We start from the raw sequence: 15178 nt of genomic DNA, 5'->3' as shown, positions 1-15178 counted from the left end.
AAACTAGTTTATTGATATTCCATTTGAAATAGACTTGATATAGTACCTCTTTCGATTTACTCCTATTGTAGTATGATTTTCTGAGAGTCTATTGTTCCATCTTTATACATAAGTTCTAAAACATAGATGCCTCTTGCTAATGTAGCTACGTTTAGTGTTTGAGAAGATGAGTTTATTACTTTTTTTGTTAGTCGTAATTTACCATCTAGATTAATTATTTTGATTTTAGTTAGGTTGTTGAATGTTGAGAATATATTAATTAAATCCTTTGCAGGAGAAGGGTATATTGTTGTTCTATACTTTGTGCTTAAGGAACGACTTGAGGTTTTTAAACTGTTGTTGCCAATCTCGATATCTCCAGTGATTTTAGATCTGAAATTATCCAACTGAGAGGTTCCTTTTAGTTTTCCTAGTTCTAGAACTAAATTAAGTTTAAATGGTTCGCTCTGTGGATCTAATTGGAATTTGTAGCTATATTGATTCCAATCGTTATTACTTATGATTTGGTTTTTTATATGCTTGTTGTTCAAAGGTCCATTGTTATATAGTATTACCCGAAATGATTCTCCAATTTTTGTTGATGTTTTTAGTGAGAATTTTACTTCTACATCTATTCCTGAGCTTCCTTTTGTAAATAATGTATCAATACGAGATTCTAATTTTACAAAGTTATCTCTAAGGTCATCAATAATGTCAATAGATAGCTGTTTTTTATCTGTAAAGGGTGATCCTATCGTGGCATCATTTAAAATACAAACTGTATTTTTCGCTTTGTTGTTAAGTTTAATATTCCAATATGAGGTGTAATTATTCAAAAGGTCAAAGTCGGGATTCCATATAAAGCCTGATTTGGTTTTTGTGTTATCGTATTTCGTTCCTCTAATTGTTACCACTCCTTCTTTTGTGATAAATGCTTTCGCTAGTGAATTCGATTTTACTTTGATTTCAAATACTTCATCTCTTTCATTTTCTTTGTCGATATGGGTGGCTATATTAACTTTGGCTATTCTAGAGTAAGGAGGGAATGTAATTTCAATCTCATTGTGATTGAAGTCGGATTCAGTTGTAGTAATATCCGTTATTCCTAGCTTCACTTTCATCGTTGAGGAAATAGCTTGATTTACTTTCACTGTGATATTCGCTACTTGTCCCTCTAAAATTGTGTTATTGCTAATACTGAAAGTTAATTTGTCTTGATTCCATGGAAAGAAATCAGGTTTCCACCTAGCACCAGCAGTCCAAGGGGTTGCTCCAAATTCGTAGGCTCCAATGTCAGGCTTGTTGACTGATCCTGCCGTTAATGTAAATGGACTTGTTTTGTCTTCCACTCCTTTGTTGATAACTTGAGTCGCAGACGCTTTGGGTGTGAAGTCGTAATCTCTAGGGTTGGAGATCAGAGATGAAGGATCGACATGTGATTCATTCTCTTTATTAAAAATATTAGACTCAAATGTTTTTACTAATACATGACTTGGTTTTATTGGATCATCTACATATCGATTTCTACGATGACCTGAAATAGTATAAGCTAGGTTGTTACAGACTGAACTATTTCTGTTGCTGTAGATTGTCTTTTTTGTTTTTGGATCGATCATGGATTCGTTTATAATAATCATCCCCATCCCTTTGGTGTTGAGAACAGTGTTATTAAATACATGGTGAAAATCGCCTTTTACCATTAGACCAACACCACAATTCCATAGCATGTTATGATCGATTGTACCATGTTTTCCACCCATTGGAGACATGTTCATTGGTGCATCAAAGCGTATACCACCTTTTCGCGTGTCATGAAGCCAGTTATGGTGTATCCGACTATTAGTTGGAGCTCCTCTTCCAAATGCCATAATTGCACCATCATTTTGACATAACCCTGTATTCCAGACTTCATTGAATGCAATTAAGGAATTGGGCACCATTACAAGCATCTCTGATGCACCTGTTGTGTGTACTGTGTTGTGTGTGAATGTTAAATGACTGCCTTTTGTGTTAATTGTTGCTCCTGGCCCAGGAATAGCAGCACAAGTGTAATCAATATATTGAAAGTAACAACTGTCGACTGTATTGTGTGTTCCATTAAGAATAAGTCCTGTTCCATCTGTATGTTCGATAAGACATTTTCGCAAGGTGTTTTTCGCATATCCTCTTACCCCTTTTCCTTGTAGTTTTGTACTTAGCTGTGCTCCCTCATCTCTAAGCATTCTTTTGCTGCAGCTAGGGTAGGAGAAAGTGCAAGATTCTACTGTGAAATCTGTACACCCTATAGCTTGAATTGTGGTGGCAAAGAATTTTATTCCTTTAATTTTTATATTCGTTGATTTATTGAAATCAAAAGAATAAGAGATGGTTTTTGCCTTAATCTCTCTACCCGAAGGGTCTCCGTATACATATAGCTTTTTCTCTTTTTGATTGTAGCACCACTCATTTGGAGCATCAATTAGTTCCTTCAATCCTTCGATAAATAGGTATTGATGTTTTTTCTTATTATACCCTGTTTTATTATAGAAGAATTTGTTTTCGCCTATAGTGTGTGCTGTCACCAAACGACAGGTGGATGTGTAAGATCCAATATTTCCTACCATCATTGCTCCTTTAATACTGAATGGTAATGCTGATAGGTTATGTGTTGTTGGATTGATATTCATCTCACCATCAGCTAGGGTCATATTATCGTCTCCTTTTGCCCATTTGTGGTGATCAAATATTGATTGATCTTCAAATTTTGCATTAGGCCAACGTGCATTTATCTGCTGTTGATTGTCAATGAAAAGTTGCCAAGTCTTGAATGGTATTTTAGTACTATAGATGTTTGTGAGCATTGTCTCTTTTTTCCATTCCTGATCAATAGCTGTTGTTCCATCTATAATAACTTCTGCATCATCTTGTGCTTCGATGGTGATGTCTTTGTAGCCGCTTAAGATGAGTTCTGGTTTGTATCTGCCCTCTTTGATGATTAACACCCCACCACCTTCATTATTAAGTCTTTGTAGTGCATGTTCTATGGTTGCCAATGGCTTGGCTTCAGTTCCTGTATTTGCATCAGATGCATTGGCTCCCTTTGAAACATATAAATGTTTTTGAGCCATAATTGATGTAGTGATAAATGTCCACATCATTAGAAATGTAAATATTCGTGTCATTGGTTGTAGAAATATTAATTGTGGTAATATTTCTCAAAAATATGGTTTTATATCTTTTTGTAATAACATGAAATTGAGTGTTTTGTAATATATATGTACCTCTTGTGTTAAGGTGTGAAATAAATGTGTTAGTCCTGTTGTTTTGTATAATGTGTAGTTCTTATATCCTAGTTTTTCTATGCTGTTTCTGATCGTTCATTTGATCTCTTCTTGACGATATTGGATTATTGTTTTGTTAATGCTTCTAATGAAATGTTATATCTCATGTAAAGACTCTAGACTATTTGACAATTTCAGCTGAATTCGTGATATTTATAGGATGAGAATATAACACGGTATTTATATGAAAAAGAAAGTACAATTATTATTATTTTTTTGTCTTGTAGTTTTTAGTTCTGTGACTGCTCAAGAGACGCAACAATTTTCAGAAAATCCTAGTTGGGATGAATTGAAATCTCGACCTTATCCACAATGGTTTAAAGATGCAAAGCTGGGTATTTTTATTCACTGGGGACTCTATTCCGTTCCTTCAATGGCAAGTAAAGAGGGGTATGCTGAATGGTATTTGAGAGGAGTGCAACTTCAAGATTCTGCGAGATTGGATTTTCAGCACCGTATCTACGGAGATGATTTTACATATAGAGATTTTAAAACCCTATTTAAGGCAGAACTTTGGGATCCCAATCAGTGGGCTCATCTATTTAAGGCTTCTGGTGCTAAGTATGTTCTTTTTGTAGCAAAGCATCATGATGGCTATTGTTTATGGGATAGTGAATATGCTCCAGGATGGAATAGTGTAGAGACTGGGCCACATCGTGATTTAGTGGGAGATCTAACAAAAGCTGTTCGTAAGGAGGGGCTCGAAATGGGGCTCTATTACAGTCTTCCAGAGTGGAATAATGAGTTGCATAAATGGGACACTGATGATCCTCGAAAGATTGGACCATATGTGGATCAACATATGATTCCTCAATTTAAGGAGTTGATCTCAAGATATAAGCCTACAGTTCTGTTTACTGATGGAGAGTGGTGGAATTCTGCAGAAGAGTGGCATGCTAGGCAATTAATTGGGTGGTATTATAATACTGTAGGTAATAAGGCAATTACAAATAATAGATGGGGGAGTGGCTCGGATATTGGGTTTCTAACTCCAGAGTATAGTTCGGGTATTGTTTCAAAAGATCGTCCTTGGAGTGAGTGTCGAGGTTTAGGACGATCTTTTGGTTTAAATAGAAATGAGACCTTAGATGCTTATATGACACCTGAAGAGTTGATTCATTTCTTTGTGAAGGCTGTAGCTAATGGAGGTGGAATAACTTTAAATGTCGGTCCAAAGGCTGATGGGCAGATTCCTCTTCTTCAACAAGAACGTCTAATTCAATTGGGGGATTGGATTGGAGTGAATCAAGAAGCTATTTATAGTTCATATGCATGGAATCAGAAAACACATGAAGAGAGACCTGTGATTGAAGAATTAGTGGATTCCGTTGTGAGTTTTAATTGGGTAAGAAATAGGCCTATTGAAAATATCAAGGAAGATGATTTTACAGTTACATGGGAAGGATATATTTCGCCAAATCAGAATGGTGAATATCTTTTTGATTTAAAGGCGGATGATGGGGCTAAATTATGGATTGATGATCGTTTGATTGTTGATAATTCGGAAGAGTCAAAGCAAACTGCTGATGGAAATGTTATGACTAATAATGAGGCTACCAATAAATTCAATCGGATATTTTTGAATGAAGGTACAAGGTATAAGATTAAGATTGATTATTTTGAGAAAAAAAGGAATGCTTCTGTTTCATTAAAATGGAAGGATGTCACTGAAGTTTCATCAGAACTAATTGTTGTTCCAAATGATGTGCTATTTGTTGATGAAACAACGAATCAACATGGTTTAAGGGCTAAGTATCAGTCTATGGAGGATTATATGGTTTATACAGTGAATAATAATTCATTATATGCAATTTTGCTTGAATGGCCAGGAGATGTTGTTCGTATTCCAATAGATAAGCCTTTAAGAAATACTAAGATAACACTATTGGGTGAGGATAGACCATTGAAATGGAGATATCGAAAAGGGGCAGTTGAGGTTGATTTGTCATCATTTGGTCCAGATGATCTGCCTTGTCGTTATGGTTGGACTTTAAAAATTGAAAACTATTTAGAGAAGTAGCTCACATATATAAATGTGTTGAAAAGGAGGCTATTTATAGTGCCTCCTTTTTGTTCGAACTGTATTTTATATTGTTGTCGCAAAAAGAATCATTAGTACACCGATAAAGACTCCTAGTAAAGGTATCAGCTTCTTCTTTTTATTTTTCTCTTTGAAGATCCACCCTCCAATGAATACAGCAATAAAAATCTGACATCTTTTTACTGCAGAGAGAAGCATGATCATTGCCTCTTTGTTTTGAAGTCCATGAAAGTAACTGAAGTCTGCAAGGACAAGAAGTACTCCTACAAATGGAATAGACCACCTCCATTGAATACCTTTTACCTGTATTGGTTGTTTGAAATTCATCCATAATAAGACAATCCCAACTAATGTTACAACATAGAAGAAAAACCAGAATTGCACGGTTTGTGGTTCGTATGATTGATATTGGATGAGAAATTTGTCATATAATCCACTCGAGGCACCAAACAGAGTAGCTAGAATGATAGCAATGATCCAACGATTACGCCTAAAGTCTATTCCTTCTAGCTTTCCTATTTTAGAGTAGAGCCACATAGATATTAATATCATAGTGAATCCAGCCCATTGAATTATAGATGGGCTCTCCCCGTAGATAAACAGTGCTCCTAATAGGGTGAAGAATGGCCCTGCAGCTCGTATCGGTGATACTATGCTAATAGGTAGGTGTTTAAGTGCGCTGTAGCCTAATATCCATGAGAAGGTCATTAACAGAGATTTGAAAAAGATCAAAAGATGGTCTTTTGCTTCAATTGGGTTAATATATAATCCCCAATTTTGTGCTAATTCAGGCTGTAATCTTGAAATGAAATAGATAGGACTAATAAAAATGAGTCCTGATAAAGAAGTTAAAAATAGAACAGGAATAACCTTGTTATCCTTTACACTAATTTTCTTGCATATTCCATGAAAGCCAAGGAATAATGCGGCCAATAAACCATAATAAATCCACATGGCCGCAAAAGTAATAGCTTATGGTGTAAATGGTATAAAATAAGGGAGTTTTTCTACTCCCTTATTGTTTCCTTAATATAGAATGATATTATTTTGTGTAGACACGATTTTCCTGTTCCGAAACACGAATAAATGTTGTACGTTTTGAGAGCTCTTTTAATTTTGCAGCTCCGACGTAGGTACATGTACTTCTGATACCACCTAGGATATCAAGAACAGTTGTTTTTATGGCACCACGATAAGGAACTTCAACTGTTTTACCTTCACTAGCACGATATTCAGCAACACCTCCAGCATGTTTTTCCATTGCTGTTGAAGAACTCATACCGTAGAATTTCTTAAACTTCTTCCCATTGACTTCTACTGTTTCTCCGCCACTTTCATCATGACCAGCTAGCATTCCACCAAGCATAACAAAATCAGCACCAGCACCAAATGCTTTTGCAACATCTCCAGGAATAGCACATCCTCCGTCAGCAATGATTAATCCACCAAGACCGTGTGCTGCATCAGAACATTCAATAATTGCTGAAAGTTGAGGGTAACCTACACCTGTTTTAACTCTTGTTGTACATACGGATCCTGGGCCAATACCGACTTTAATCATATCCGCTCCAGCAAGTAGTAGCTCTTCAACCATCTCGCCAGTGACAACATTTCCTGCGATAATAACTTTGTCAGGATGTTGTAGTCTCATATTTTTAACAAAAGAGACAAAATGTTCTGAGTAGCCATTGGCCACATCAATACATATGAATTTTAATTGAGGATTTGCAGTAAGGATATCTTTAACCTTAAGTGCATCCTGAGCTCCAGTTCCAGTACTGACTGCAATATGATTCTCAATACCTTTAGGAGCATTTTTAAGAAATTCGTTCCACTGTTCAATTGTATAGTGCTTGTGGATTGCAACAAAAAGTTGATGTTCAAATAATGCAAGGGCAGTTTCAAAAGTCCCGACAGTATCCATATTGGCAGCCATTACAGGAACTCCTTTGATTTCAACACCTGCATGCATTGATTTGAACGTTCGCTCGAGAGACACTTGAGATCTACTCTTTAGAGTCGATCGTTTGGGTCTAAACATTACATCTTTGAAACCTAACTTAAGTTCGTTCTCGATTCTCATAACTTGAAAATATATTTATTTTAAAAAACATCTAAAGATAGGTATTCTCTTTAAAGATGTCGAAGAAGAGAGTCTATTTTAATCCTTTTTTAACACAAGAGGTAATAGTCTTAATATTTATGATTTATCAATAGGGTGTAGACTTGCTGTTTTGTGATTGTACGAATTTATTTTAGTGTATAGGAAGTATAAATAAAGAGGCAAATACTTAATGCATTTGCCTCTACTTCGAATTATGATCTACTGTTTATAGTAATCCTCTGTTTTTTAGAAGAGGATCGATGCTTGGCTCTTTTCCTCTAAAACCTTTATACATATCCATAGCTTTTCGTTTTCCACCTTGCTCAAGAATATTTTGACGGAATTTTAAAGCTGTAGTTTGATCGAAAATGTTTCCAGTTTCTTTATATGCTTCGAATGCATCACTATCTAATACTTCCGCCCATAAATAACTATAGTATCCGGAAGAATATCCTCCTGAAAAGATGTGTGCAAAGTATGTTGAACGGTAACGAGGAATAATCTCTTCAATCAATCCAAGTTCTCTCATTTGATCAACCTCGAATTTGTTTACGTCCTCGATATTTGCATCCTTTAATGTATGATATTTCATATCTAGATATGACGCCGCTAGATACTCCACTGTCGCAAAACCTTGATTGAAAGTACTACTCTTAACAAGTTTGTTAATAAGCTCCTTTGGCATTGGTTTTCCCGTTTTATAGTGCTTTGCATACATTGCTAAAACTTCCGCTTCTGCGGGCCAGTGTTCCATTACCTGTGATGGAAGTTCAACAAAATCTCTTTCGACAGAAGTTCCAGAGATGGAATAGTACTTGCATTGAGATAGAAGTCCATGTAGTGCATGTCCAAACTCATGGAAAAGTGTAGTTACTTCATCATATGAAAGAAGGGCAGGCTTGTCACCAACGGGTTTAGAGAAATTACATACAATAGAGATGATTGGTGCAACTCTTTCTCCTTTGTCATTTTTATATTCTTTACGGTAGCTTGTCATCCATGCTCCCGCACGTTTGCTTGCTCTTGGGAAGAAGTCTGTGTAAAGCACTCCAACTAAAGAACCATCCTTTTCACTTACTTTGTATGCTTTTACTTCAGGGTGGTATACTGGAATGTCTTTGATCTCAGTGATCTTTAAACCATATAGTTTATTGGCTACCATAAATGCACCTTCACGTACATTGTTAAGTTCAAAATAAGGACGAATTTGCTCCTCATCAAGATCGTATTTTGCTTTTCGTACTTTTCCTGAGTAGTACCACCAATCCCAACTTTGAAGTTTGAAGTTTTTCTTTTCCGATTTAATCATCTTTTGCATGTCTGCTGTTTCTTCTTTTGCACGAACAATAGCAGGTTCCCATACTTTTGTGAGTAGATCAAATACACGGTTAGGAGTTCCTGCCATACGATCATCGAGACAAAGTTCTGACCAGTTGCTGTATCCCATAATTTTTGCTTTTTGAGCACGTAATGCAACGATTTTTTTGATTACCTCTTTGTTGTCGTTTGCATTATCATTATTGCCACGGTTATACATTGCTTTGTATAACTTCTCTCTTAAAGCACGATTGTCAGCATATGTTAAGAAAGGAATCCAGCTAGGCTTTTGAAGTGTAAATGCCCATTTTCCCTCTTTATCCATTCCTTTTGCTGTTTCAGCAGCTCCTTGTCGAATTGATTCAGGTAGACCAGAAAGATCTTTTTCATTTTCAATTACTAGAGTGAAAGAATTGGTTTCTGTTAGAAGATTTTTTCCAAATTTAATGGAAAGAAGAGATAGTTCCGCATTGATTTTAGAAACTTTTTCTTTGTCTTCTTTAGAAAGGTTTGCACCACTTTTAACAAAACCTTTGTAGGTTTTTTCTAGCAAACGAGTATCTTCTTCATCTAGATTGAATGAAGTCTTGTTATCGTAGACTGTCTTTACTTTGGCAAAAAGTTTGTCATTGAAAGAGATTTGATCGCTATGTTTAGACATCAGAGGCGATATCTCTGTTGCTGTAGCATCGATTTGATCATTTGTATTTGCAGAACGAAGGTTCCCAAAGATTTGAGCAACCGTTTCCAATTCAGTTCCACTCTCTTCTAAAGCAACAATAGTGTTTAGAAAGGTCGGTTTTGTTGTATTGGAAACGATCTTCTCGATTCTTTCATTTTGTAATGCCATACCTTTCTTGATGGCCGGAAGAAAATCTTCGTCTTTGATTTTGCCAAAAGGTGGTACTCCATATGGGGTCTCAAACTTTGAAAGAAGAGGATTCGCCTCGTCTTGTGTTTTACATTCTTTATTACAACATGAGGTCATTAACGTCCCTGCTGTAATTAGTGTTAAAATAGTTTTTTTCATAACATTGTTTAATCTCATCTATTAATCATGTAAAAATATAAAATAGATTCTGTTTTTAAAATTTGTGCATTCTCTTAGTGTACGTAAACAGTTCTGCTTAAATTTGCAGAAATAAGAAGATAATAATGGAAACAAAAGTCAGTATTCAACAAAGATATTTTATTCAATTAGCATATAATGGGGAATTCTTTCACGGATGGCAGATTCAACCTAATGCTATAACGGTTCAAGAAGAGCTACAAAAGGCTCTGACTACGATATCGAGAGAGAAAATCGAGGTCACAGGAGCAGGACGAACTGATACCAGCGTTCATGCCTCTCTTTATGTCGCACATTTTGATGCCGATAATGATAGATTGGATAACCCGAATTTTGCTTATAAATTGAATAAGTTTCTTGGCAAAGGGATTTCAGTGCAGAAAATATTTAAAGTGGATCATGATGATCATGCTCGGTTTGATGCTACACATAGAACATATAAGTACTTCTTGTCTCTTGAAAAAGATCCTTTTATGTTTCGTTATGCATTTAAGCCATTTAAGAAAGTTGACTTTACATATATGAATGAGGCAGCTTCTTTCTTACTTAAGCATCATGACTTTGAAAGTTTCGAGAGAAGTGGGGCAGATAATAAAACAAGTGTTTGTGATGTTTCTCACGCATATTGGGAAGTGAATGGAAATTTTGCTGTTTTTACTATTACAGCGGATCGTTTTCTACGTAATATGGTAAGAGCTATTGTGGGAACACTATTAGACGTTGGTTATGGTAAATTAAGTCCAAAACAATTTAATTCTATTATTGAGAAACGAGATCGTAAATATGCAGGCGCATCAGCTCCCGGAGAAGCTCTTTTTTTGGTAGATATTGGTTATAGGGAGGAGATTGAAGAACTGTTAGAGTACCAATCTCAAGGATTGTATTTTAATCCTCGCTAGAATTGTAGTTCAGTAGATTTATTTTATTTAAAAAGAATGTTATAGTCACAAAGAGTATGGTTTCATGGAGAGTTATATAGATCAGTTAAAAGATTTTATTGATGCTGAATGTGATGCACAAAATAAGCAAGTTGAGGATATTTGGGCCTTAACAATAGACGAACGCATAGAACTAGGCCATGCAATTGACAATATTACTGTGTGGACTGTGTTAGATGGTATTGATTGGTCTAGAAGAGGTCGTGCATTTTTGAAGCTATCATATAATAATTCAAATCTACGTGCAGGAAGCCGTATTCGACTTCATAAAGGTGACCCTGAAATAAACTATTTTTGCTGTGAAGTAACAAAAGAGCATCCAGGGTATTATGAGATAAAAGCAAGTTATGGTTGTAATCTAGTTAATATTACTCATAATAGTTCTGGATGGATTTTAGATCCTGATCGAATTGATTTAAGGCACATGCTCAAAAATACTGTTGAATCTGTATTACATACTCCCTTTGGCAATGATATATTTGGTCAATTAAAAGGAATGATTGCTCCTGTAGTTACAACTTATAACAGTGACTTGGTGGAAACGAACATGAAGCAATATGGATTTAATCAAAGTCAATCTATTGCTTTTACTAATGCATTACATACTTCTAATTACTATACGATTCAGGGGCCTCCGGGTACTGGGAAAACAATGGTGTTGGCTTATTTAGCTCTCTATTTGGCTAAACAAGGAAAGAATGTTTTAATTACAGCTTTTACACATAGAGCCATAAATAATGCACTACGCAAAGTGCGATCATTAGAGAGCTATCGTAAAATGTTTAAAATTGGTCCAATAGAACAGGCCGAAGATCTAATTACGGAATCCTTTACAATTGATAATTTTGAATATTTTATTCAATCACCTTATAATTCTTTGAATACAGGTATTATCGTTGGGGCTTCGCCTATGAGTTTAAGGAGTAAGAGAGTTGGTTCTCTCCGTTTTGATGTTGCTATAATTGATGAAGCGGGACAGCTAACCCAACCTTTAGCCATTTCTGTTATGTTATCGTGTGTGCAAACAGTATGGATAGGCGATCATAAACAAATGCCTCCAGTACTAGTTGCTTCGCATACTGAGAAAGAGGTGATCCGGTCTGCTTTTGAATGTTTAACAGAGAAGTATAATGGCACGATGCTGAGAACAACCTATCGAATGAATGAAATTATCAATTCTATACCGAGTCGATATTTCTATAATGATGGACTCAAGAGTGCTGATGTAATTGCTAAAAATAGAATTAGACTTAGGGATGTAGAGCCTCGGTTTTCCTTCTTGTCAGATCCAGATTTAGCTTCAGTTTTTATTGAGACAAACCATTCACGTTGTAAAGTTCAATCTAAGAAAGAAGCATTGGTGATACGACAACTTTCAGAAGTCCTTATTAATGCAGGAATGCCACCTGAAAACATTGGTGTGGTCACACCTTATAGAGCTCATGCGCGTTTGGTATCCCAACATCTTTCTGAGATCAATTGTAAAGAAAAACAAGTTGATCTATCATCAATTGTAGTTGATACCGTTGAACGCATGCAAGGACAAGAACGTGAGGTTATCTTTTTTTCTTTAGTAATAAGTAGTCTTGATCATATATCTCATGGTATAGATTTCTATTTTAACCTTAATAGATGGAATGTGGCAATGACTAGAGCAAAGACTAAGATGATTTGGGTTGGTAATCCCAATGTCTTTACGCAATTGAAACAACGGTTTCCGAATGATAATAAAATGATGACTTTTTGTGATATAGTTGAATCATTACCTAAAGTTCATACTTCTAAATAGTATTGTGTGTAAGCTGTTTAGTAATGTTTGTAGATACAATGTATATATGTATTATCTTGTATTTTACACTAATTTATATTATTTTACTTCTAGGAGTGGAGCCTTTCATGATAGTTTTGTGATATAATCATTTATTCGGAATTAAATCATAAAACATAGTTCAATGCATTATATTAAGAAAACACTATTATTATTGGGGATCACCTCTACAGCTTTAATGAGTTGTAAAGAAAGAGTCCCGATGGATTTAAATAACGCAAGTTTAATTCCTATCCCTAATGAGATCAATGCAGATGGATTTTCATTTCAATTGAATAAAAATACCCAGATCGTTGTTTCAGAACCTTCATTAAAGAATACAGCTAAAGTACTGCAAGGAATATTACAACCCGCGACAGGTTTTGATATTCAGATTGTAGAGGGTAAAAATGCAGAATCGAATCAAATCTTGTTGAGTTTATCGAATGAATTATCAAAAAATGATAGCTATCAATTGAAGATCACTGAGGATAAAATTATTATTCAAGGAAAAGATATTGGAGGTGTATTCTACGGTGCTCAGACTTTAAGGCAACTGCTTCCTGCATCCATTGAAAAGAAACAAGTGCAAAATATTGATTGGAGAGTTGCGAGTGGTACGATTAAAGATGCTCCGAGATATGAATATAGGGGAGCGATGTTAGATGTTGCGAGACATTTCTTTTCTGTTGAAGAGGTGAAACAGTTTATTGATTACTTGGCGATGTATAAGATGAATTATTTTCATATTCACTTAACAGATGATCAAGGTTGGCGATTAGAAATAAAATCATGGCCAAATCTTACTAAAATTGGAGCTGAGACTGAAGTTGGAGGAGGAGAAGGAGGTTTCTATACTCAAGAAGAATATAAGGATATCGTCAAATATGCTTTAGATCGTAATATAACAGTTGTTCCTGAATTTGATATGCCAGGACATACAAATGCAGCATTGGCATCATATGGCGAATTAAATCCAGATAATAAACCTAAAAAAATATATACTGGTACTAAAGTAGGCTTTAGTACATTTACTGTAGATAAAGATCTTACATATAAGTTTATTGATGATGTAGTGCGCGAAATGGTTGCGCTTACTCCTGGAGAGTATTTCCATATTGGAGGAGATGAAACTCATGTTACAGGAAAAGAAGACTATATAAAATTCATCAATAGAGCACAAAAGATTATTACTTCTCATGGCAAAAGAGTTGTGGGTTGGGCAGATATCGCAGAAGCTAATTTAGAACCAAATACTGTTGCTCAATTTTGGAAAGTTAAAACACATAGCGCAAAGTTGGCATTAGATCAGAAAGCCAAATTGCTAATGTCGCCTGCTGCAAAAGCTTATATGGATATTCAGTATGATTCGATTAGTCCATTAGGATTGCATTGGGCTGGATACACTGAAGTTGATGATGCTTATCAGTGGGACCCTGATACTTTCTTGCCAAATACATCTCCATCAGATATTTTAGGTATTGAGGCTCCTTTATGGTCAGAGACAGTAAAAGATATTAAAGATATTCAATACTTGACCTTCCCTCGTCTTCCAGGTTATGCTGAGATTGGATGGTCAAAAAAATCACAGCAAGATTGGAATACATATAAAATACGACTTGCGAATCAAAAAGCACGCTTTGAAGCCATGGGGTTGAACTATTATCAGTCACCAAAAGTACCATGGAATAAGGAATAAGCACCCTTAATAAACAAAATACACACACACCTTTGAAGAGTTGTACTAATATTAGTACAACTCTTTTTTGGTGTGCCATGCATGTAAATTAACTAATCGGTGCAAGTCCGTAGTGGAGGTTTGTAGAGCCAACCACCTAGCAGAAGGCAAGGGTGCTTATCGTGAGGTATAACCTGAAGGAAGCCGTATGCAAAACTCTGATCCGAGGTATACGAATCTCATTAGGCGGTATATAACTGGATAAGCTTGCCAAACAAAGTAAAGTCCGAATTCTACACAGAGTTAATACCGTAGATGTGGCGGATAGATGGAGTGAAAGTTAATTTCCTTACCATGGGAGATCTCGCAGATGGATACAGTGTATTTTTCCTGTCCATTCAAAAAAAGTTAACTGTGAGAAGTCAGCCGAGGTCATAGTACTGTACCCACTTTACAGGAAGGACTGAATCTTAAATCATTCATAATACAGACTGTTACCTAATGAAGGGATCAATGCAGAAAATATCGGAAGATAGCTACTTAAGTGAAGGTAGAGCGGAACTCGAGAATAACTCAAGAGCGCACACTTTCAAAGGGATAACTGAAGCCATTATGGAAACGAACATTACAACAGATAATTTATTAGAACATGTCCTATAATCAGATAACCTAAATAAGGCTTATTTACAGGTTTATCGTAATAAAGGAGTCATGGAGTTGATAAGATGAAAGTGGAATCATTAAAAGATTATCTCAGATTTCATCGAAAAGTTTTAATAACAGAACTACGAGAAGGTAAGTATTAGCCCGATGGCGAATTATCATTATTTGATGCGGCATATTTGATCGGAGTTTTGAAGAGCAAAGCGTATGAATATGCTAATACGAGGAAAAAGTATTGGCGCATTTCAAAGAGTCCAATTCA

Annotated in this window: 9 protein-coding genes; 5 read left to right on the top strand and 4 right to left on the bottom strand. The window is 35.6% G+C overall.

Annotated elements, in window-relative coordinates; genetic code table 11:
* Positions 1 to 62: 62 nt before the first annotated feature.
* Entirely contained in the window at positions 63 to 3140 is a 3078-nt protein-coding gene (locus K5X82_02780) for a T9SS type A sorting domain-containing protein (GenBank protein ID QZT37832.1), read from the bottom strand.
* Positions 3141 to 3483: 343 nt separating this feature from the next.
* Here K5X82_02780 and K5X82_02775 point away from each other — a divergent pair, with 343 nt between their 5' ends.
* Entirely contained in the window at positions 3484 to 5319 is a 1836-nt protein-coding gene (locus K5X82_02775; protein ID QZT37831.1) for an alpha-L-fucosidase, read from the top strand.
* A gap of 66 nt (positions 5320 to 5385) precedes the next feature.
* On the opposite strand, the gene K5X82_02770 is transcribed toward K5X82_02775, so the two are convergent.
* From K5X82_02770 to K5X82_02760, 3 genes are all read right to left on the bottom strand, one after another.
* Positions 5386 to 6294, bottom strand: coding sequence for an EamA family transporter (locus tag K5X82_02770; protein ID QZT37830.1), 909 nt, complete (start codon positions 6292 to 6294; stop codon positions 5386 to 5388).
* 88 nt (positions 6295 to 6382) lie between these two features.
* The gene (locus K5X82_02765) at positions 6383 to 7423 is read right to left on the bottom strand and encodes a GMP reductase (protein ID QZT37829.1); all 1041 of its coding nucleotides are present in this window, start codon (positions 7421 to 7423) and stop codon (positions 6383 to 6385) included.
* 247 nt (positions 7424 to 7670) lie between these two features.
* Positions 7671 to 9791: a M3 family metallopeptidase gene (locus K5X82_02760; protein QZT37828.1), complete on the bottom strand. Its 2121-nt coding sequence runs from the start codon at positions 9789 to 9791 to the stop codon at positions 7671 to 7673.
* 125 nt (positions 9792 to 9916) lie between these two features.
* Between K5X82_02760 and truA the strand changes: the two genes are divergently transcribed.
* The 4 genes from truA (at position 9917) to K5X82_02740 (ending at position 14913) form a co-directional block, all read left to right on the top strand.
* Positions 9917 to 10729, top strand: coding sequence for a tRNA pseudouridine(38-40) synthase TruA (truA, locus tag K5X82_02755; protein QZT37827.1), 813 nt, complete (start codon positions 9917 to 9919; stop codon positions 10727 to 10729).
* A 64-nt stretch (positions 10730 to 10793) separates the two neighbouring features.
* Positions 10794 to 12557: a DNA2/NAM7 family helicase gene (locus tag K5X82_02750; protein QZT37826.1), complete on the top strand. Its 1764-nt coding sequence runs from the start codon at positions 10794 to 10796 to the stop codon at positions 12555 to 12557.
* Between the two features lie 163 nt (positions 12558 to 12720).
* Complete coding sequence (locus tag K5X82_02745; GenBank protein ID QZT37825.1) at positions 12721 to 14274, top strand: beta-N-acetylhexosaminidase; 1554 nt, start codon at positions 12721 to 12723, stop codon at positions 14272 to 14274.
* Between the two features lie 492 nt (positions 14275 to 14766).
* Positions 14767 to 14913, top strand: a complete 147-nt coding sequence (locus K5X82_02740) for a hypothetical protein (protein QZT37824.1) — start codon at positions 14767 to 14769, stop codon at positions 14911 to 14913.
* The last annotated feature ends 265 nt before the right edge of the window (positions 14914 to 15178 follow it).

This window comes from Prolixibacteraceae bacterium, assembly GCA_019856515.1.
Classification (GTDB): Bacteria; Bacteroidota; Bacteroidia; order Bacteroidales; family Prolixibacteraceae; genus Halosquirtibacter; species Halosquirtibacter xylanolyticus.
Note: the sequence above shows the minus strand (reverse complement) of the source record. Positions and strands in the feature narration are given on the sequence as shown.